This is a genomic window from Sporosarcina ureae (assembly GCF_002101375.1).
Taxonomy (GTDB): Bacteria; Bacillota; Bacilli; order Bacillales_A; family Planococcaceae; genus Sporosarcina; species Sporosarcina ureae_B.
Genome location: NZ_CP015207.1, coordinates 3318332 through 3338136 on the forward strand (window position 1 = coordinate 3318332; position 19805 = coordinate 3338136).

Consider the following 19805-nt stretch of genomic DNA (forward strand, 5'->3'; position numbering starts at 1 on the left):
GGAGGCAACCGTATGGAGCGAATTACTTGGGATCAGTTCTTCATGGCGCAAAGTCATTTGCTGGCGATGCGCAGTACATGCACACGACTCTCGGTAGGTTCCATTTTAGTACGCGATCAACGCATTATTGCTGGCGGCTACAATGGTTCGATATCGGGCGGAGACCATTGTATTGAACACGACTGTTATGTCGTGGATAATCATTGTGTTCGAACGATACACTCGGAAATGAACGCATTATTGCAATGTGCTAAATATGGCATACCGGTTGCAAAAGCGACCATATATGTCACTCACTTCCCGTGTTTACAGTGTAGTAAAGCATTGATTCAGGCGGGGATTGAACGCGTTAAATATGCGGAAGATTATCGGAACAGCGAGTATGCACTCGAGCTATTTGCTCAAGCAGGTGTAGAGATTGAAAAAGTGCCCTTTGATGAGCGTTCGATTGACTTCGCTAGTGAAGAGAAATTTTCATTATTCAACGAGATGTTGACTAAAATGCAAGAACTTGGCGCTGAACCTGAAGAACTGGATGCCCTTTTGCAAAGGGTGAATCATTTATTTGGCAATTAATCCAATCGATACGTTGGATGTATATAGCGATTCCTGTTGCGATTTCTGCGTTTTCAGCTGAGCTTTCAGGATCGCTTTTATTTTTGAATGCATTATTCCTCATACCGTTCTACTTTTTACGCAAAGATTATTTACACCTCCTTCTTTGCACACTTCTTGCAAGTCTCTCTTTTTTCTATTTCTCGAGTCAATCCACAACTCTTCCTGACGCTTCGGTCGTGACATTTCATTGGAAAGATCAAGTGAAAATCGATGGTGCTAAAGTGAAGGGTTTCGCTACACTGACTGATGGCACAATCGTCTATATGATGTATTCATTTCCTTCTGAAGTGCAAAAGAGTCAATTTCAATCTGCACGATTAGCGACCTATCAGTTCACGGCTGAAGTAGAGCCAAAAGAATTGGAACCGGCAGCTCATGATTATTCGTTCGATATGGCACGCTATTTACGAATGAATGGCGCGGCGGGAGTTCTAGAAGCCACTCGTATCACCTCGAGCGTACCACTCGCCACAATTCGTTCACGACTCTCTCACTACCGCTCTACAATCAAACAACATATTCACGACCAATTTCCACCCTCACTTGTTACAGAAGCTGAAGCGTTATTGATTGGTGACCGTTCGGGGATGGATCGTATCTTGCAGAAAGAGTATCAGACGCTTGGTATTACGCATCTCTTTGCGATATCTGGGCTGCATGTCGGTTTATTAACGTTTTTCTTTCGAGCTATTTTGCTACGTATCGGTTTCCGCAAAGAATGGGTGACCTACGGATTACTCATGTTTTTACCAGTCTACGCATGTATTGCAGGAGGAGCACCGTCTGTCTGGCGTGCGGTGACGGTGACAATGATTGTATTGCTTGCTGTTTCAGGAAATTTTAAATTGCGCCTTGATGATGCGCTTGCTATAAGTGCATTATTTTTTATCGTTATGCAACCCCATATCGTATTCCAACCTGGATTTCAGCTATCTTATTTAGCTGCGTTCTCTTTATTGTATTCGTCAGCTATTCTTAGCCAAGCGAAAAACGGATTGATTGTTTCGTTTCTTGTCACCGTCATCACGCAAGTCGCGCTTTATCCTATTTTGCTATATCACTTCTACGAGTTGTCGATTTCTTCTTTTATTGCGAATTTGTTCTATGTTCCGTTGTATTCTATATTTATTTTGCCTGCTAATTTACTGTTGCTGATTTGTACGTACGTAGCACCACCATTGGAAACTTTCCTATTCATTATTTATGAACCCGTGAGGCAATGGATTGGTAGTATGACGACATGGTTTGCTTCGTTCCCCTACCAAATGTGGACACCCGGACAACCGGATGGGGTTGGGGCAGCGCTTGCCGTCATTGGTATTCTCATCTTCCTTGTCTGTCTGGAAAGGAAGAAGTTCGTCGTGTTCGGTCTTATTTGCTTACTACTCCCAGCACTCTATCTGGAAATTAAGCCGATGCTTCATCGTGATGTGGTCATTTCCTATATAGATGTCGGGCAAGGGGATAGCACGATAATCGAAATGCCTTATCGGAAAGCGGTGTATGTGATAGATACAGGTGGAGTGGTCCGCTTTGGCGAAACGGACTGGAAAACACCCAAGCAGCCTTTTGAAATCGGACGAAATATTGTCGTGCCCTACTTAAAAGCAAAAGGGATCACGAAAATTGACCGGCTGATCATATCCCATGCCGATTTGGATCATATGGAGGGGGCCGACGAAGTCTTGGAAGAGTTAAAAGTACAGGAAATTCATTTGTCGCCTGGAAGTGAACAAGAGAATGCAATGGAGGAAATGTTGCCACTGGCAAAAAGACAGAGCATTTCAGTGCAATTAGTCGGAGAAGGCATGAATTGGAAAATAGGAGACTATCAATTCCAATATGTAGCACCTGAAGAGCGTGTATATGACGGTAATGATAGTTCATTAGTACTTGTGATGAAGGAAAAAGACCTTCATTTCATCTTTCCAGGAGATCTCGAAAAAGAGGGGGAGCAACGATTTTTAGAAAGATATATTGCCGCTGATTTTCAACGAGTCGTACTAAAAGCCGGCCATCATGGAAGTAAGACGTCGAGTACGGAGCCGTTTATTCGTTTTCTTAAGCCGGAGTTTATTATTGTATCAGCAGGGAGGAATAGTCCATACGGGCATCCGCATGCAGAAGTGACCGACCGTTTCCGTGAACATAGCATTCCGTTTTGGTCAACTGCTGAACAAGGAACTATTGAATTACGTGTGAAAGACGGAGTGTATACTGCCACTTCAAGTCGATAGAAAAATAAATAGACACATCCGCCAGTTTGGTGGATGTGTCTATTTTATACAACAGTTGATTAGAGAGCGACGATATCGATGATCGTAGCAACAACAAAAATTGCAGAAAAACCGATAAACGCTACTATAAAGCCGATGCCACTGTCAATCGCATCATTACGTTTGGATTGGACATCATGTTCAAATTCATTCATTGCTACACCTCCTAATTCCATACTAAGTATAGATGAAAGTGAAAGAAAAATCCATTAAAATCGCAGTTTTTAGGAGTTGCAACGTATGTTGACACAAATTGTTCATAGAGTAAGTATGTTGTAAGTTACAAGAGCGGAGTTGCTTATAGCAAACTCCACCTCATCTTAGAATTAATAATATTTGTCCTTTTCTGCTGTCTCCCGATGGTTCGGAGTCATCGGTTCCTGTTTCGGCGCTAAATGTTCGAGTTCTGTTAACTCCAGTGATATTTCCTCTTTCTCTACAGGCTTCGAATTTTTATGAGAATTTGTTTTTAGACGCTCAGACTTTTTCATTAAAAAACCTCCTTTACATGCTAGTATGGAGAAAGGATTGATTTTCATGTATAGTTATCACAGGTTTTTATTAGCAAGCAATCGGTAATTGAGGTGAAAAAAGTGATTACAAAAATTTGGAGTCAAATTGAAAAAGGTGATGTGCAACCAGTTTATCTACTAACAGGCACAGAGCAGCACTTATTGGACGAAACGATTAAGAAATTAATCAAAGCAATCCCAGGTATGACAACTTCTGAAGTGAATCGTTTTGATTTAGAAGAGATTCCCATCCAAGCCGTACTTGAAGTGGCGAATGAATTTCCATTTTTAGTCGACCATAAATTAATCGTCGCAAAAAACTGTTCATTCTTGAAAGCGACGGATCAATCGAAGGAAAAGCAGAACCATCAACTAGAACTATTGGAAAAATGGCTTGAAAATCCATCACCTACTGCTACCGTAGTTTTCGTGGCACCATATGAAAAATTAGATGCGCGGAAGAAAATTACGAAAAAAATAAAAAAGCATGCAGTTATTGTAGAAGCGGTTGCTTTACAAGGGCAAGATGTATCCACGTGGGTTATGCAGCAAGGTAAGGATAAAGGTATTGAATTCGATAAAAAGACAGCTGAATTTCTTATGGAGATGTCTGGAACCGACTTACTGACATTGTCGACAGAAGTGGACAAGCTCGCTGGCTACTTAGCGTTTAAAGGTACGGTGGATACGAATACGATTGAGCAATTAGTAGCCAGGACACCTGAGATGGATGTATTCCGCCTAACAGATTCATTCGTCAACAATAAACGAGCGGAATCAATCGCGGTCTATCATGATTTATTACGTAATGGTGAAGAGCCAATCATGCTGGCATCACTCGTTGCGAGTCAAGTACGTTTAATGATTCATGTGACGAATTTACGTAAAAAGGGTTATCAGCAACAACAAATTGCTACAACGCTTCGGATCCACCCGTATCGTGTTAAATTGATGATGCAACGTCAGCTACCTCCTTTGCAAGTGTTGCTGAAAGCATTGGATGATTTAGCGACTATTGATCTGCAACTTAAAACAACGAGTGGTAACCGTCAGCGTAAATTGGAATTATTTTTACTGAATGGATTATAAGAACACAAAAAAAGACTGCCGTCACGAAGAGGCAGTCTTTTAACATATCATTATTGAGCTTTTTTAGTTAGACGTGATTTTTGACGAGCAGCAGTGTTTCTTGGGATAAGACCTTTACGGGCAGCAGTATCCAATTGTTTCACAGCATCTCTCAAAAGTTCTTCAGCGTTCTCTTCTTTATTAATAAGAGCCGCATCCGCTTTACGGATTGCAGTACGCATAGAAGCTTTTACGTGAGAGTTTTGCTCGTTAGCAGCAGCACTTTGCTTCACGCGTTTAATAGCACCTTTAATGTTTGGCATTTCATTCACCTCCAGCTTTCAGGTAAGGCAAGAGTGTTTCCACAATCATCCGGATATCTCTTTACAACAAGCATAATTTTATCAAAGCTACCGCCAGATTGCAAGAAAAAAAGTAAAGTGATTCAACTTTACAGTAATCTATTTGAGAATAAACGCCGATAAATTGCACAAACTTACTAGTAGAGGTGAAGAAAATGAGCGAAATCAACTATTACCGCACAGATTTAATTGATGAAAGTGATGAGTTTGTCAGACATCAGACCGAACAAGAAGAAAAAAAATTGAAGGAAATGTCCGGAATATGTGTCGAAGAACAAACAATCGGTCGAATTAAGGCGACAACTGTAAAAGTGACAGCGGAAGGGGAAGAAGAAATCGGAAAAGCGAAAGGTACATATATTACGCTGACGATTCCGACACTTGCTGTTCACGAAATCGATGAGCTCCAAGCATTATGTGAACTTGTGGTGGAAAAAATGGACACATTAATTAAAGAAAAGTTACCGGGTGACGTGAAAAAAGTATTGTGTGTCGGTCTCGGCAACCGAGAGATTACACCAGACGCTGTTGGACCCGCCGTTATGGATTATGTGAAGGAAGTTATACCAGATTATTACGAAGCAGACGAGAGCGGTGTAATGGTGTATGCACCGGGTGTAACCATTCAGACTGGTTTGGAAACTGCTTCATTCGTTAAAGCGATTGTGGATCAAAGTAAGCCCGATTTATTGCTGGTCGTCGATGCGCTTGCTGCAAGGAGTAGCGCAAGGCTTTGCCGCACGGTTCAGCTGACGGATACCGGTATTCATCCTGGTTCAGGTGTAGGGAACAGCCGCAAAGAGTTATCGGAAAAAAGTCTTGGTATCCCTGTGATTGCAATAGGTGTACCAACAGTAGTGGACGGACCTGTATTGGTGGCAGATGCTATCGATACGATGTTCGGCTATATTGCAGCCAGAATAGAAGAAGAGAGTATGCCTTCGTCTAAACTTTCAACGGGTCGTTTCCCCCAACGTTCAACAAAAGATGCGGATCGTACAGCGCTTGGCCCTATATTTGGTGATTGGTCATCGTGGACGCATGAAGAACGAATCCAATTATTTGAAGAAGTACTGACAAATCAGGAGTTGGCGACATTTATTTCTCCAAAAGAAATTGATTCATGGGTGGCAAATTACGCAATTGCATTATCCTCTTCATTAATTACCTGGATTCACAAAGTAAATGCATGAACTAGTCATTGACCTTTTTTCTTCCGCATAGTGTGGAAGATGGAGGGATTACTATGAAAAAAACTTTGCAAATCTGGATGAGCGTTATTTTTGTATTGTTCATCTTTCCTGTTGTATTGCAGTACATTCCCAAACAGCCAACCATTTCCACTGCCCTCTCGTTAAAGGAACCGAGCACAATTGTCTACGCATCCAATGTGTTGGAAGAAGATATTCGACCGAAGACAGAAGGAAATGTGTTGATTTATTCGACTCACTCACATGAAGCGTATGAACCTATTACGCAAGCGGCGAATGGAAAAGTGGCGGTATCTCATCATTCTGAGAATATTTTAAAAGTGGGCGAGAGGCTAAAAGAGAATTTAATTTCACATGGCCTTGCAGCAGAACAGCTCGATATCGATATTGTGAAAATCATGCAACAAAAGAAGATACCGTATCATCGCTCTTATGCTGCGATTAGACCCTATGTGGAAAAGAAGGTTAACGAGCAATCTTATGACTTAGTCATCGACATGCATAGAGATTCGCTAGGGCCTTCAAAAACGACGATAACACACGCCGGTCAACGCTATGCAAAAGTGGCATTTGTAATTGGAAGAGACCACCCCTATTACGAACGGAACCTGGCCAAAGCGAAGCAATTGAAAAATGAGATGGAAAAATTAGTGCCTGGCATTACACGGGAGGTCATTATTAAAGGTGGACGTGGTGTCGATGGTAAATACAATCAAGATCTAAATACAAGCATCATTTTACTCGAAATGGGTGGTGTGGGTAATACAGAAATGGAGATCAACCAAACGATCTCTGTTATTGGTGAATCTGTTTCCGCTATGATGATTGTGCAATAATCTTTCAAATATTGAAGTCTGAACCGTTCACTGCTATAATTCAAGTAGCTTAAATAGGTACGTACATGTAGGAGTGAACAGTGATGAATCAAGAGCAGAGAGCAGCACGTCAAAAAAACATTCGAAATTTTTCTATCATTGCCCATATCGACCACGGGAAATCAACGCTGGCGGATCGGATATTAGAAAAAACAGAAATAGTGAAAACACGTAACATGAAGGCCCAATCATTGGATTCGATGGACCTGGAACGTGAACGCGGTATCACCATTAAATTGAATGCCGTTCAGTTAGTCTATACAGCATTGAATGGTGAAGACTATACATTCCATTTGATCGATACACCAGGACACGTAGACTTCACATATGAAGTGTCAAGAAGTTTAGCTGCTTGTGAAGGGGCTATTCTTGTAGTAGATTCTGCGCAAGGCATCGAAGCACAAACATTGGCGAACGTTTATCTGGCGTTAGACAATGATTTAGAAATATTACCTGTTATTAATAAAATCGACCTCCCGGCAGCTGATCCGGATCGTGTGAAAAGAGAAATTGAAGATGTGATTGGATTAGATGCATCTGAAGCAGTTTTAGCTTCTGCGAAAGCGGGAATTGGGATTGATGAAATCTTAGAACAGATCGTAGAAAAAGTGCCAGCACCTCAAGGAGATCCGGAAGCGCCATTGAAAGCGTTGATCTTTGACTCTCACTATGATCAATATAAAGGTGTTATTGTCAATATTCGTATCGTAGAAGGAAAAGTAAAGCCTGGCGATATGATTCGCATGATGGCAACAGGTAAAGAATTTGAAGTACTGGAACTAGGTGTTTTCACTCCAAGTATTTCTCCACGTGACGAATTGACAGTTGGAGATGTAGGATTCTTATCTGCTTCCATTAAAACGGTAGGCGATACTCAAGTGGGGGATACAATAACACTTGTCAATGATCCTGCAGAGGAAGCATTGCCAGGTTACCGTCGTATGAATCCGATGGTGTTCTGTGGACTGTATCCAATCGATACATCCAAATACAACGATTTGCGTGAAGCGCTTGAAAAGCTCGAACTGAATGATTCTGCACTTGAATATGAGCCAGAGACATCTCAAGCGTTAGGCTTCGGTTACCGTTGTGGTTTCCTTGGACTGTTGCATATGGAGATCATTCAAGAACGAATCGAACGCGAATTCAACATCGACTTGATCACGACAGCGCCGAGCGTTATTTATAAAGTAAACTTAACGGATGGTTCGACGATGAACGTCGATAACCCATCGATGATGCCTAGTGCACAAAAAGTAGACTTTGTTGAAGAACCATATGTTAAAGCTTCCATTATGGTACCGAATGATTACGTAGGATCCGTCATGGAGCTCTGTCAGCGTAAACGTGGAGATTTCATGACAATGGATTATATGGACGCATCCCGTGTCAATATCATTTATGAACTGCCATTAGCTGAAATTGTTTATGACTTCTTTGACCAATTAAAGTCTAGTACAAAAGGGTACGCCTCCCTAGATTATGAATTGATTGGCTATAAGCGATCGAAACTCGTTAAGATGGACATTTTGTTAAACGGGGAAACTGTCGATGCGTTGAGCTTTATCGTGCACAATGACTTTAGCTACGAACGTGGGAAGGCAATCGTTGAAAAACTGAAGTCGTTAATTCCAAGACAACAGTTTGAGGTTCCTGTGCAAGCAGCAATCGGGCAGAAAATCGTTGCACGTTCAACTATCAAATCGATGGGGAAAAACGTTTTAGCAAAATGTTACGGTGGAGATATTTCTCGTAAGCGTAAACTGCTTGAGAAACAAAAAGAAGGTAAGAAAAAGATGAAGCAAGTAGGCTCAGTGGAAGTTCCACAAGAAGCATTCATGGCGGTTTTGAAGATGGATGAAGATTAATTAAATTCAGCGAAAAGGGGGCAAATCGCCCTCTTTTTGCCGTTTACATACTTACACAAAGGAAGTGACTGCATGCGGGGAGTGTATATCCATATACCGTTTTGCCAGCAAATTTGTCATTATTGCGATTTCAATAAAGTATTTCTAAAAAACCAACCAGTCGATCAATACATCGAATCGATTGGCAAAGAGTTTTATTATATGAAAGAAGTGGGTTATTCTTTTGATGAAGTGGAAACCGTTTTCTTAGGCGGTGGCACACCGACAGCACTCAACATCGCCCAGCTCGACCGGTTACTGACGATCGTTTCACAGTATATCGATGTCGAGGCATTGAAGGAATTTACAACGGAAGCAAATCCGGATGATTTATCGGAAGGGCAACTTTCTATATTGAAGGAAAAAGGTGTGAATCGCTTGTCTATCGGTGTGCAAACCTTCAACGAACGATTACTGAAACAAATTGGACGCACGCATTCCAATGAAGACGTAGAGAAAGTTATTAAGGCTGCGCGTAAAGTTGGCTTTGAAAACATTAGTATCGATTTAATGTACAGCTTACCAACTCAGACAGTGAAGGAGTGGGAAGAAACACTCGATCGTGCATTAGCGCTTGACCTGCCTCATTATTCCGCCTATTCATTAATCGTGGAACCGAAAACGGTTTTTTACAATCGCATGGTCAAAGGGAAATTACCGTTACCGGGGGAGGATATTGAAGCAGAAATGTTCTCCATGGTGATCGAACGCATGAATGCAGCAGGCCGCGATCAATATGAAATCAGTAATTTTGCAAAAACTGATCATCCTTCGTTTCATAATCTGATTTATTGGGAAAACTCTCACTATGCAGGTATTGGTGCAGGTGCGCACGGTTATATAGGAAAAGAACGTTATGCGAACGTCGGACCGTTAACACATTACATTAATCTATTGGAGGAAGGGAAGCTACCTCGTAAAGAAGTACACGAAGTAACTCTTGCTGAATCAATGGAAGAAGAAATGTTTCTAGGTTTACGAATCATTGAGGGAGTTTCGATGCGAGAATTCGAGCAGAAATTTCAGCGGCCGATTGATAAAGTATTCAGCAAACCGATAGAAAAAATGCAACAGCAAGGGCTTCTAGAAATGGATGGAGACCATCTTCGCTTGACTAGAAAAGGTGTTTTTCAAGGGAATTCGGTATTTCAGGAATTTTTATTAGGAGATTGAGTTTGATTCGTTGACATATAAAATAGAATTTGATAAATTATGAGTAGTATTAGCACTCGAGGTTAATGAGTGCTAACAGGAGTGATGATCATGTTGACAAACAGACAATTGCTCATACTACAATTGACAGTGAAAGATTTCATCGAGTCTGCACAACCGGTTGGTTCCAGACAACTGTCGAAAAAGCCGGAAGCGCCATTTAGTTCGGCAACGATTCGGAATGACATGGCGGATCTGGAGGATATGGGTTATTTAGAAAAGACTCACACATCATCTGGAAGAGTGCCTTCCGAAAAAGGCTATCGGTTCTTTGTGGACCATTTATTGCAACCACAAGCTCTAGGCCTGGAGGACAGCTTGCAGTTGCGTACAGTGTTTCAAGAGAGAGTTGGAGAGTCGGAAGAATTAATTCGGAAATCCGCAACCATTCTATCTGACTTGACGAATTATACGTCCATCCTACTTGGACCTGACACATCTACACATGCCGTGAAGAAATTCTCTATTGTTCCATTAGATCAACAACGAGCAGTGGCGATTATCGTAACTGATAACGGACATGTGGAAAATCGGATTTTTGATGTACCACCTGGTCTTACTGCTTCGGAAATTGAGAAGACGGTAAATATTTTAAATGACCGCCTAATCGGCACATCGCTTGTGCAGTTGCAACAAAAATTGCAACTCGAAGCGAAGTATGTTTTTGAACAGCATATTCACCAAGCTGAACAATTATTCAGCTCCTTGCAACAAGCAATGGCAGTGGAGCCGGAAGAGCGATTGTATTTTGGTGGGAAATTGAATATGTGGAAACAACCGGAATTTCACGACTTCCAGAAGATGCAATCATTTTTTGAGTTGATAGAGAAAGGCAATCCTGCCATGGGGCTTTTCCAAAAAAACGAACAAGGTATTCAAGTTCGGATTGGTTCTGAAAATAATGTGATTGATATGGAAGACTATAGCGTGATTACTTCCACGTACTCGGCAGGAGAGAATATGGAAGGTTCCATCGCAATTATCGGTCCGAAGCGGATGGATTACGGAAGAGTCATTACATTGCTCGATATACTAAGCAGTGATTTATCTTCTGCACTTCATCGGTTAACCATCGGAAAAGACGGGAACGGGAGGCAAGACAAGTGAAAGAAAACCAAGAGTTTGAAGAGCAACTAGATGAAAATCTTTCCGAAAATGAGCTAGAGCAAACGGAAGCGACAGAACAGCAAGATGTTGAAGAAGTCGTCGAAGAGCTCACTAGAGAACAAGAACTTGAGAAAAAAATAGATGAATTAACGAAAGCTCTTGAAGAAGAAGAGGGTAAGAAATTACGCGTATTGGCAGACATGGAAAACGTTAAGAGACGAGCTTCACTCGACTATCAAACGTTGCAAACATACCGTGCGCAAAACGTACTGGTTAATGTGTTGCCTGTACTGGATAACTTTGAACGCGCACTTTCTGTTGAAGCAAAAGAGGAAGAGACGAAAGCACTTTTAACAGGGATGGAAATGGTCTACCGTTCATTAGTAGAAGCTTTGAAATCTGATGGATTGGAAGAAATCGAAGCCCTTGATCAAGAATTTGATCCGAACTTCCATCAGGCAGTGATGACAGGCAATGAAGAAGATAAAGATTCTGGAATTGTTTTGGAAGAACTGCAAAAAGGATATAAACTTAAAGAACGTGTACTACGACCGTCAATGGTTAAAGTAAACGAATAAAAAATTACAGCATTCACATTATAGGAGGAAAATTACACATGAGTAAAATTATCGGTATTGACTTAGGAACAACAAACTCGGTAGTAGCAGTATATGAAGGCGGAGAAGCGAAAGTAATTCCGAACCCTGAAGGTAACAGAACTTCACCATCTGTTGTGGCATTCAAAAATGGCGAACGTCAAGTAGGAGAAGTAGCTAAACGTCAATCCATCACAAACCCTAACACAATTATGTCTGTTAAGAGACATATGGGTACGGATTATAAAGTAGAAGTGGATGGCCAAGAATATTCTCCACAAGAAGTTTCTGCTATGATCCTTCAATACATGAAGGGCTATGCTGAAGAATACTTAGGCGAAAAAGTAACGAAGGCTGTAATTACAGTTCCTGCGTACTTTAACGATGCACAGCGTCAAGCAACAAAAGATGCTGGTAAAATCGCTGGTCTTGAAGTAGAGCGTATCATCAACGAGCCAACAGCAGCAGCACTTGCTTATGGTTTGGATAAAACAGAAGAAGATCAAACTATCTTAGTATATGACCTAGGTGGCGGTACGTTTGACGTATCCATTCTTGAGCTTGGTGACGGAGTATTCCAAGTGCGTTCAACAGCAGGTGACAATAAACTTGGTGGAGACGACTTTGATGATATCATTATGGATTACTTGGTACAGGAATTCCGTAAAGAGAACTCCATTGATCTTTCTAAAGACAAAATGGCTATGCAACGTTTGAAAGATGCAGCTGAAAAAGCGAAGAAAGACTTGTCTGGTGTAACGTCTACTTCAATCTCTCTTCCATTCATCACAGCTGGAGAAGCAGGCCCATTACACATGGAAATCACATTAACTCGCGGTAAATTCGATGAGTTGACTGCAAACCTAGTAGAACGTTCTATGATTCCAACTCGTCAAGCATTAAAAGATGCAGATCTATCAGCATCTGACATCGACCGTGTCATCTTAGTTGGTGGTTCTACACGTATTCCAGCAGTACAAGAAGCAATTAAAAATGTAACAGGCAAAGAGCCATTCAAAGGCGTAAACCCAGATGAAGTAGTGGCAATGGGGGCAGCAGTTCAAGGTTCCATCCTAACTGGAGACGTAAAAGACGTTGTACTTCTTGACGTAACACCTCTATCATTAGGTATCGAAACAATGGGCTCTGTTTTCACAAAACTAATCGACCGCAACACGACAATCCCTACAAGTAAATCACAAGTGTTCTCTACAGCAGCTGACAACCAGCCAGCAGTAGATATCCATGTATTGCAAGGTGAGCGTCCGATGGCAACTGACAATAAAACATTAGGTCGTTTCCAATTGACGGATATTCCACCAGCACCACGGGGTGTACCACAAATCGAAGTAACATTCGACATCGACAAAAACGGTATCGTAAATGTTAAAGCGAAAGATATGGGTACACAGAAAGAACAGAACATCACGATCCAATCTAGCTCAGGCCTTTCTGATGAGGAGATCGATCAAATGGTTAAAGATGCAGAAGCGCACGCTGAAGAAGATAAAAAGCGTAAAGAAGAAGCAGAACTTCGCAACGAAGCGGATCAGCTAGTATTTATGGCTGAAAAGACACTTAAAGATATAGAAGGAAAAGTGGATGAAGCGGAAGTGAAAGAAGCAGAAGCGGCGTTGGAAGAATTGAAAGCTGCTAATGAATCTGGAGACCTTGATCAAATTCGTACGAAGAAAGAAAAACTTGACGAATTAGTCCAAGCTCTATCTGTAAAACTATATGAGCAAGCTGCTGCAGAAGCACAAGCTGCTCAAGGCGATGCACAACCAGGTCAAGAAGACGACGGTGTAGTGGATGCAGATTTCGAAGAAGTAGAAGACGACAAAGACAATAAATAAGTAAATTGAAATAGCTATTGACGGAAAAGTCAAAGTCCGAAATTCCGGCTTTGACTTTTTCGTTTGTTAACTTAACAAAATTCAATATCAACGTGTTACAATGGACAACAGGTAAAATGCGATGAGGGGTGCAATGATGAGTAAACGAGATTACTATGAGGTGCTGGGCGTATCTAAATCCGCTACGAAGGAAGAGATCCGCAAAGCATACCGTACACTTTCTAAGAAGTTCCATCCGGATTTAAATAAAGAAGCGGATGCGGAAGTGAAATTTAAAGAAGTAACAGAAGCATTTGAAGTGTTGAGCGATGAGAACAAAAGAGCCGAATATGATCAATACGGTCATAATGGACCGGGTGCAGGCTTCGGAGGATTCGGTGGCGGAGGCGCAGATGGCTTCGGCTTTGAAGATATTTTTAGTACGTTCTTCGGTGGCAGTGCAAGAAGAAGAGATCCAAATGCTCCGCAAAAAGGTAATGACTTGCAATATACTATGACAGTCGAATTTATGGATGCAATTTTCGGTAAAGAAACAGAAATCGACATCCCGCGCGAGGAAGAATGCGATACGTGTGACGGCACTGGTGCTAAGAAAGGTACAAGCGTTAAAACATGTACGGAATGTAATGGTGCGGGTGAGGTTTCATTCGCTCAAAACACACCATTTGGTCAAGTTGTCAACCGCAGAACATGCCCTACATGCCAGGGTACAGGGAAAATTATTCCTGAAAAATGTGAAGCATGCCGTGGTAAAGGTCGCGTAACGAAAAACAAAGTCATCAAAATAACGATCCCTGCTGGTGTAGATCAAGGACAACGTTTACGGGTAGGCGGTCAAGGTGAAGCAGGAATTAATGGAGGACCTCCTGGAGACTTGTACATCGTCTTTAATGTTCGTCCACATAAACGTTTCATTCGAGAAGAAGATGATATTATATTAGAGTTGAACTTGACGTTCCCACAAGCATCATTAGGAGACGAACTCGAAGTCCAGACGGTGCATGGAAAAGTGAAGTTGAAGATACCGGCGGGTACACAAAACGGCACAACTTTCCGCCTCCGTGGAAAAGGGGTTCCAAACGTACACGGTCATGGAACAGGCGACCAACATGTCATCGTCAAAGTGATTACACCGAAAAAGATGACGGAGCGCCAAAAGGAATTACTGCGTGAGTTTGCATCCATTGAGGGTGAATCACCTGATGAGTATTCTAGCTCATTCTTCGATAAAATCAAACGCACTTTTAAAGGTGAATGAAAGGATTGACTAACTGTGAAATGGTCTGAAGTTTCCGTGCACACGACACATGAAGCAACTGAGGCGGTAGCGAACATCTTGCATGAAGCGGGTGCGAGCGGAGTTGTAATTGAAGACTCCGAAGAACCTGGTAAAGAACGGGTAGACCAGTACGGTGAAATATATGCACTAGATAAAGGTGACTTCCCAATCGAAGGTGTCATTATAAAAGCCTATTTGCCTGTCACTAGCTTCATCAATGAAACAGTTGAAAATCTTGAATTGGAAATTGAAGGCCTTCGTCAATTTTCATTAAATCCTGGACGCTTTACTATAGGCATCACAGAGGTGGATGAAGAAGATTGGGCTAACTCGTGGAAACAATATTTCCATCCGGTGAAAATATCGAAACGTTTTACAATTGTACCTACATGGGAAGAGTATACACCAGTGGAATCTGATGAGTTGATTATCGAATTGGATCCGGGAATGGCATTCGGTACGGGTACACATCCTACGACAGTCCTCTGTTTACAAGCTTTGGAGAAATACCTTCAACCTGATCAAATGATTGTCGATGTAGGAACAGGTTCAGGAGTACTAGCAATCGGTGCTGCCTTACTTGGAGCAAAGCACATTACTGCACTTGACTTGGATGAAGTAGCTGTACGTGCTGCACAGGAGAATGTGACGTATAACGATGCAGATGATCGCATTACCGTCTTGAAAGGTAATCTTCTCGATTCGATAGAAGAACCACCAGACATGATTATTGCGAATATACTAGCGGAAGTTATCATGTCGTTTTCCCAAGATGCATATCAACTCGTTAAACCAGGTGGACTATTCATTACATCCGGTATTATTGGTGCGAAACGGGACGAAGTGCGTAACGACCTAATGGCGCAAGGCTTTGAGATTTTGGAAACGGTTCTCATGGAAGATTGGGTAGCGATCATTGCGCGTAAGGGTAGTGAATAATCATGCAACGTTATTTTCTGGATCAACCATTTAATGAGCAGCGTCAAGTAGCAATCGGCGGGGATGATTATAAGCATATTGTCAAAGTGATGCGCATGACGCCGGGTCAGGAAATCCTGACTGTCTATGATGGCGAAGCTTCGGTAGCAATGATCGACAGTGTTTCTGAAGACATCGTTACCGTTTCGCAGCAGAGACAACTGGATAAAGATAACGAGTTACCGATATCTGTAACGATTGCCTGCGGGTTGCCTAAAGGCGATAAACTTGATTTGATAACGCAAAAAAGTACCGAACTAGGTATGAGTCGATTGATTCCTTTTGCTGCAAGTCGTTCTATCGTCAAATGGGATACTAAAAAAGGCGATAAACGTATAGAACGTTTGCAAAAAATTGCTAAGGAAGCTGCTGAACAAAGTCATCGTAACCGAGTACCGGAGATTTTATCCGTCCAAAGCGTCAAGCAACTGATCATGTATACAGATTCCTTTGATGTCAAATTGTTTGCGGATGAAGAAGATGCGAAAAGTGATATGCCGCATAAGATTGCGGACCGTCTGAAAAACGTGTATCATGGACAATCGATAGTAGTTGTTTTTGGACCGGAAGGCGGATTAACGCGGGAAGAAGCCGCTTTACTTCAAGATGCAGGTTTCCTCCCAGTGTCGTTAGGACCTAGAATCTTACGCACGGAAACAGCACCTTTATATGTATTGTCCGCTATGTCTTATGAATTTGAATGAAAGAAGTGAACAACTTATGTCTTCAGTTGCTTTTCATACACTGGGCTGCAAAGTGAATCATTATGAAACAGAAGCTATTTGGCAACTGTTTCAAGAAGCAGACTATGAAAGAGTAGAGTTTGATAAGAATTCTGATGTCTATGTTATTAATACATGTACCGTAACGAATACTGGTGATAAAAAGAGCCGACAAGTAATTCGTCGTGCTATTCGTAAAAATCCAGACGCAGTAATCTGTGTAACTGGTTGTTATGCACAAACATCACCAGCAGAAATTATGGCAATTCCAGGTGTGGATATTGTTGTAGGTACACAAGATCGTTCGAAACTACTTGGGCTGATCGAACAATTCCGTGAAGAGCGCCAACCGATTAATGCGGTGCGCAACATTATGAAAAACCGTGTCTATGAAGAACTCGACGTACCGTCATTTACAGATCGCACACGTGCTTCATTAAAAATACAAGAAGGTTGTAATAACTTCTGTACGTTCTGTATCATTCCATGGGCTAGAGGGTTAATGCGCTCACGTAATCCTGAAGAAGTTATTCATCAGGCACAGCAACTCGTCGACGCAGGCTATCTTGAAATCGTCTTAACAGGTATTCATACAGGTGGTTACGGTGAAGATCTAAAAGGCTATAACTTAGCTCGTCTGTTGCGTGACTTGGAGCAGCAAGTAAAAGGATTGAAACGTCTTCGTATTAGTTCAATCGAAGCGAGCCAATTAACAGACGAAGTAATTGATGTATTACGCGACTCTAATATTGTTGTACGCCACTTGCATATCCCTATTCAGTCAGGTTCAGATACTGTACTAAAACGGATGCGCCGTAAATACACAATGGAGTTCTTCTCTGATCGTTTAACTCGTCTGAACGAAGCGTTGCCTGACCTTGCTATTACTTCTGATGTCATCGTAGGCTTCCCTGGTGAGACGGAAGAAGAGTTCATGGAGACGTATAATTTCATTCGTGACCATAAGTTTTCTGAACTCCATGTGTTCCCTTATTCGAAAAGAACTGGCACACCTGCTGCTCGTATGGAAGATCAAATTGACGAAAGCGTGAAAAACGAACGCGTCCACCGCTTATTAACGTTGAACGATCAGTTAGCAAAAAATTATGCTGCTCGTTTTGAAGGCGAAGTACTCGAAGTTATTCCAGAAGAAATCTTTAAGGACGACACTGAACAGAATCTCTATGTAGGCTATACAGATAATTATTTGAAAGTAGTCTTGCCTGCAGATGAAACGATGATTGGACAAATTGTAAAAGTGAAAATCACGAAAGCGGGCTATCCTTACAATGAAGGTCAACCGGTTCGTGTGCTTACAGAAGAAAAAATCATGATTTAATTTGGACCACCTGTAATGGGTGGTCTTTTTCGTGCAACAAAATGTAAGCTTTGTTATACTGAAAAAAACGGTACGTAAAAAAGGAGCGCTTTCATTGACTACAAACTATGCCGCTTATATCGATCATACGCTGTTAAAGGCAGAAGCAACAAAACAGCAAGTACTGGCATTATGTGAAGAAGCAAAAAAATATTCCTTTGCTTCAGTCTGTATTAATCCGACTTGGGTGAAAACAGCTGCAGAGGCTTTACAGGGTACGGAGGTAAAAGTATGCACCGTGATCGGTTTTCCTTTAGGTGCAAGCACACCCGAAGTTAAAGCTTTTGAGGCTAAAGACGCGATTGCTAACGGTGCCACAGAAGTGGATATGGTGATCAATATTGGTGCATTACAAAGTGGATTGCTTGAACAAGTGCAAAATGACATTGTAGCCGTCGTGGAAGCAGCAAAAGATCAGGCTTTAGTAAAAGTGATCATCGAAACCTCATTGTTGGACGATATCCAAAAACGCACGGCATGTGAACTTGCGGTGCTCGCAGGAGCGGACTTTGTCAAAACATCGACTGGATTCTCTACTGGCGGTGCAACTCCGGAAGACGTGAAGCTGATGCGTGCTGTAGTAGGTCCGGCAATTGGAGTTAAAGCAAGTGGCGGTGTGCGCAGTGCAGAAGACGTAGATCGTATGATGGAGTCGGGTGCAACACGTATTGGTGCGAGTTCGGGTGTTTCCATCATGCAAGGCCTATCGTCATCGAGCGATTATTGATCACTTTAAAAGAGTAATTCATAAAACTTCTCATGATATTCTAATAGTTTTTATTGACCAAACAGAAAATATACGATATAATTTTATAGTACATAGCAAAGTGCTATGTTTCGAAGTGTGTGTTTGGAGGGAGGGACAAGAGATATGACTAAGACAGTCGTTCGCAAAAATGAATCACTTGAAGACGCTCTTCGCCGCTTCAAACGTACTGTATCCAAGAGTGGTACAATACAAGAGAGTAGAAAGCGTGAATTCTATGATAAGCCAAGTGTAAAACGTAAAAAGAAATCAGAAGCTGCTCGTAAGCGCAAGTTCTAATTTCTGCCTACATTGAATTTTGATATTACCTACTAATGTAATTTCTTATAAACCGAAAATCCATCCTTGGATTTTCGGTTTATTTTATTGTCTGGAATTTACTAAGCCATTTATAGGAGTTGTTGGCGAAGGTATAGGGGTGGGGATTAGCACTTCGGAGGGTTCGCGGCGAGCCAACCAGTCACAAGCTCCCTTGGTTGTCTCGCCTGTCGAACTGATCCCCTGGGAGCCCTCCTACGCGCCACTCCCTTGCAATGTAAATGGATGATACTTTTTGTTGTGCATTGAGGTTATGTTTATAATCTATTTTGAACTTGAACTTAATTAAGTTTAGGCACAAAAATAATTCACTCACTAGCTCCGATGAATATTCTAAGTATCTCCACTCAATAAGTAGGATGGAAGCGGAAGCTGGCGGTGACTCCCGATGGATCAGCCTGATCAGTTGAGACAACTAAGAGAGCGAGAGCCGTCACAAAGAACGGCTTTTGCGAGTAAAAGCGAAGCGTTAGGAGCATATCTTTGCACTTGCGAACAGTTGGCTCACCGCAGGCCCATGGGAAAGCGTCCGCCAGCTGGAGCTTCCATCCCCTCATAGACACTAATTCACTCTTCTAATTCAACCCTCATCCTCTACAACTTTAAACAAGGCTTCATCTATTCTGCTCATTTTTTCCATATATAATCCATATACTAACAAGCTATGACACAACAGAAAGAAAAACTTTTATTTAATTACGATTAAATGAAACCAAATGCTTCTTCAAACGTAAATAGTAAGTATAATAGGCAGTAGAGAGAGG

19 protein-coding genes are annotated in these 19805 nt (G+C 41.7%); 16 read left to right on the top strand and 3 right to left on the bottom strand.

Going from position 1 to position 19805, the window contains the following annotated elements:
* Positions 1 to 12: 12 nt before the first annotated feature.
* Together SporoP8_RS16245 and SporoP8_RS16250 are read left to right on the top strand one after the other, a co-directional pair.
* Positions 13 to 576 carry a ComE operon protein 2 gene (locus SporoP8_RS16245; RefSeq protein WP_085133481.1) on the top strand — a complete coding sequence of 188 codons (564 nt, stop codon included), beginning with the start codon at positions 13 to 15 and terminating at the stop codon, positions 574 to 576.
* Positions 577 to 794: 218 nt separating this feature from the next.
* Positions 795 to 2855 carry a DNA internalization-related competence protein ComEC/Rec2 gene (locus tag SporoP8_RS16250; RefSeq protein WP_158233680.1) on the top strand — a complete coding sequence of 687 codons (2061 nt, stop codon included), beginning with the start codon at positions 795 to 797 and terminating at the stop codon, positions 2853 to 2855.
* Positions 2856 to 2914: 59 nt separating this feature from the next.
* Here SporoP8_RS16250 and SporoP8_RS16255 read toward each other — a convergent pair whose 3' ends face one another.
* Positions 2915 to 3049, bottom strand: a complete 135-nt coding sequence (locus SporoP8_RS16255; protein ID WP_029054667.1) for a YqzM family protein — start codon at positions 3047 to 3049, stop codon at positions 2915 to 2917.
* A gap of 171 nt (positions 3050 to 3220) precedes the next feature.
* Complete coding sequence (locus SporoP8_RS16695) at positions 3221 to 3385, bottom strand: hypothetical protein (RefSeq protein ID WP_198166036.1); 165 nt, start codon at positions 3383 to 3385, stop codon at positions 3221 to 3223.
* Between the two features lie 102 nt (positions 3386 to 3487).
* Between SporoP8_RS16695 and holA the strand changes: the two genes are divergently transcribed.
* The gene (gene holA, locus SporoP8_RS16260) at positions 3488 to 4495 is read left to right on the top strand and encodes a DNA polymerase III subunit delta (RefSeq protein ID WP_085133483.1); all 1008 of its coding nucleotides are present in this window, start codon (positions 3488 to 3490) and stop codon (positions 4493 to 4495) included.
* A 50-nt stretch (positions 4496 to 4545) separates the two neighbouring features.
* Here the strand turns inward: holA and rpsT are convergent, their stop codons facing one another.
* The gene (gene rpsT, locus SporoP8_RS16265; protein ID WP_085133484.1) at positions 4546 to 4797 is read right to left on the bottom strand and encodes a 30S ribosomal protein S20; all 252 of its coding nucleotides are present in this window, start codon (positions 4795 to 4797) and stop codon (positions 4546 to 4548) included.
* A 194-nt stretch (positions 4798 to 4991) separates the two neighbouring features.
* Between rpsT and gpr the strand changes: the two genes are divergently transcribed.
* The 13 genes from gpr (at position 4992) to rpsU (ending at position 19002) form a co-directional block, all read left to right on the top strand.
* Positions 4992 to 6029: a GPR endopeptidase gene (gpr, locus tag SporoP8_RS16270; protein ID WP_085133485.1), complete on the top strand. Its 1038-nt coding sequence runs from the start codon at positions 4992 to 4994 to the stop codon at positions 6027 to 6029.
* A 53-nt stretch (positions 6030 to 6082) separates the two neighbouring features.
* On the top strand, positions 6083 to 6883 hold the full coding sequence (gene spoIIP, locus SporoP8_RS16275) for a stage II sporulation protein P (RefSeq protein ID WP_232319170.1): 801 nt from the start codon (positions 6083 to 6085) through the stop codon (positions 6881 to 6883).
* Between the two features lie 83 nt (positions 6884 to 6966).
* A complete protein-coding gene (lepA, locus tag SporoP8_RS16280) occupies positions 6967 to 8790 on the top strand; it encodes a translation elongation factor 4 (protein ID WP_085133486.1) in 1824 nt (607 codons plus the stop codon).
* Between the two features lie 72 nt (positions 8791 to 8862).
* Positions 8863 to 10002: a radical SAM family heme chaperone HemW gene (hemW, locus tag SporoP8_RS16285; RefSeq protein WP_085133487.1), complete on the top strand. Its 1140-nt coding sequence runs from the start codon at positions 8863 to 8865 to the stop codon at positions 10000 to 10002.
* A 90-nt stretch (positions 10003 to 10092) separates the two neighbouring features.
* Positions 10093 to 11148 (top strand): heat-inducible transcriptional repressor HrcA, encoded by a 1056-nt coding sequence (gene hrcA / locus SporoP8_RS16290; RefSeq protein ID WP_085133488.1) that lies wholly within the window; start codon positions 10093 to 10095, stop codon positions 11146 to 11148.
* Positions 11145 to 11726: a nucleotide exchange factor GrpE gene (grpE, locus tag SporoP8_RS16295; protein ID WP_085133489.1), complete on the top strand. Its 582-nt coding sequence runs from the start codon at positions 11145 to 11147 to the stop codon at positions 11724 to 11726. The genes hrcA and grpE overlap by 4 nt, the downstream gene beginning before the upstream one ends.
* Positions 11727 to 11764: 38 nt before the next feature.
* Positions 11765 to 13600: a molecular chaperone DnaK gene (gene dnaK / locus SporoP8_RS16300; RefSeq protein ID WP_085133490.1), complete on the top strand. Its 1836-nt coding sequence runs from the start codon at positions 11765 to 11767 to the stop codon at positions 13598 to 13600.
* Positions 13601 to 13736: 136 nt separating this feature from the next.
* A complete protein-coding gene (gene dnaJ, locus SporoP8_RS16305) occupies positions 13737 to 14858 on the top strand; it encodes a molecular chaperone DnaJ (RefSeq protein WP_085133491.1) in 1122 nt (373 codons plus the stop codon).
* A gap of 15 nt (positions 14859 to 14873) precedes the next feature.
* A complete protein-coding gene (gene prmA, locus SporoP8_RS16310; RefSeq protein ID WP_085133492.1) occupies positions 14874 to 15818 on the top strand; it encodes a 50S ribosomal protein L11 methyltransferase in 945 nt (314 codons plus the stop codon).
* Positions 15819 to 15820: 2 nt separating this feature from the next.
* On the top strand, positions 15821 to 16561 hold the full coding sequence (locus SporoP8_RS16315; RefSeq protein ID WP_085133493.1) for a 16S rRNA (uracil(1498)-N(3))-methyltransferase: 741 nt from the start codon (positions 15821 to 15823) through the stop codon (positions 16559 to 16561).
* 16 nt (positions 16562 to 16577) lie between these two features.
* Positions 16578 to 17918, top strand: a complete 1341-nt coding sequence (gene mtaB / locus SporoP8_RS16320; RefSeq protein ID WP_085133494.1) for a tRNA (N(6)-L-threonylcarbamoyladenosine(37)-C(2))-methylthiotransferase MtaB — start codon at positions 16578 to 16580, stop codon at positions 17916 to 17918.
* Positions 17919 to 18012: 94 nt separating this feature from the next.
* A complete protein-coding gene (deoC, locus tag SporoP8_RS16325) occupies positions 18013 to 18684 on the top strand; it encodes a deoxyribose-phosphate aldolase (RefSeq protein ID WP_085133712.1) in 672 nt (223 codons plus the stop codon).
* A gap of 144 nt (positions 18685 to 18828) precedes the next feature.
* Positions 18829 to 19002 carry a 30S ribosomal protein S21 gene (gene rpsU, locus SporoP8_RS16330; protein WP_029054680.1) on the top strand — a complete coding sequence of 58 codons (174 nt, stop codon included), beginning with the start codon at positions 18829 to 18831 and terminating at the stop codon, positions 19000 to 19002.
* Positions 19003 to 19805 lie beyond the last annotated feature (803 nt).

Bases quoted from the DNA above. Each gene is read 5' to 3' on its own strand.
- spoIIP (WP_232319170.1), top strand. From the start codon at position 6,083: ATGAAAAAAACTTTGCAAATCTGGATGAGCGTTATTTTTGTATTGTTC.
- dnaJ (WP_085133491.1), top strand. From the start codon at position 13,737: ATGAGTAAACGAGATTACTATGAGGTGCTGGGCGTATCTAAATCCGCT.
- rpsT (WP_085133484.1), bottom strand. From the start codon at position 4,797: ATGCCAAACATTAAAGGTGCTATTAAACGCGTGAAGCAAAGTGCTGCT.
- gpr (WP_085133485.1), top strand. From the start codon at position 4,992: ATGAGCGAAATCAACTATTACCGCACAGATTTAATTGATGAAAGTGAT.
- rpsU (WP_029054680.1), top strand. From the start codon at position 18,829: ATGACTAAGACAGTCGTTCGCAAAAATGAATCACTTGAAGACGCTCTT.
- SporoP8_RS16695 (WP_198166036.1), bottom strand. From the start codon at position 3,385: ATGAAAAAGTCTGAGCGTCTAAAAACAAATTCTCATAAAAATTCGAAG.
- hrcA (WP_085133488.1), top strand. From the start codon at position 10,093: ATGTTGACAAACAGACAATTGCTCATACTACAATTGACAGTGAAAGAT.
- lepA (WP_085133486.1), top strand. From the start codon at position 6,967: ATGAATCAAGAGCAGAGAGCAGCACGTCAAAAAAACATTCGAAATTTT.
- SporoP8_RS16245 (WP_085133481.1), top strand. From the start codon at position 13: ATGGAGCGAATTACTTGGGATCAGTTCTTCATGGCGCAAAGTCATTTG.
- hemW (WP_085133487.1), top strand. From the start codon at position 8,863: ATGCGGGGAGTGTATATCCATATACCGTTTTGCCAGCAAATTTGTCAT.
- dnaK (WP_085133490.1), top strand. From the start codon at position 11,765: ATGAGTAAAATTATCGGTATTGACTTAGGAACAACAAACTCGGTAGTA.
- SporoP8_RS16315 (WP_085133493.1), top strand. From the start codon at position 15,821: ATGCAACGTTATTTTCTGGATCAACCATTTAATGAGCAGCGTCAAGTA.
- SporoP8_RS16255 (WP_029054667.1), bottom strand. From the start codon at position 3,049: ATGAATGAATTTGAACATGATGTCCAATCCAAACGTAATGATGCGATT.
- mtaB (WP_085133494.1), top strand. From the start codon at position 16,578: ATGTCTTCAGTTGCTTTTCATACACTGGGCTGCAAAGTGAATCATTAT.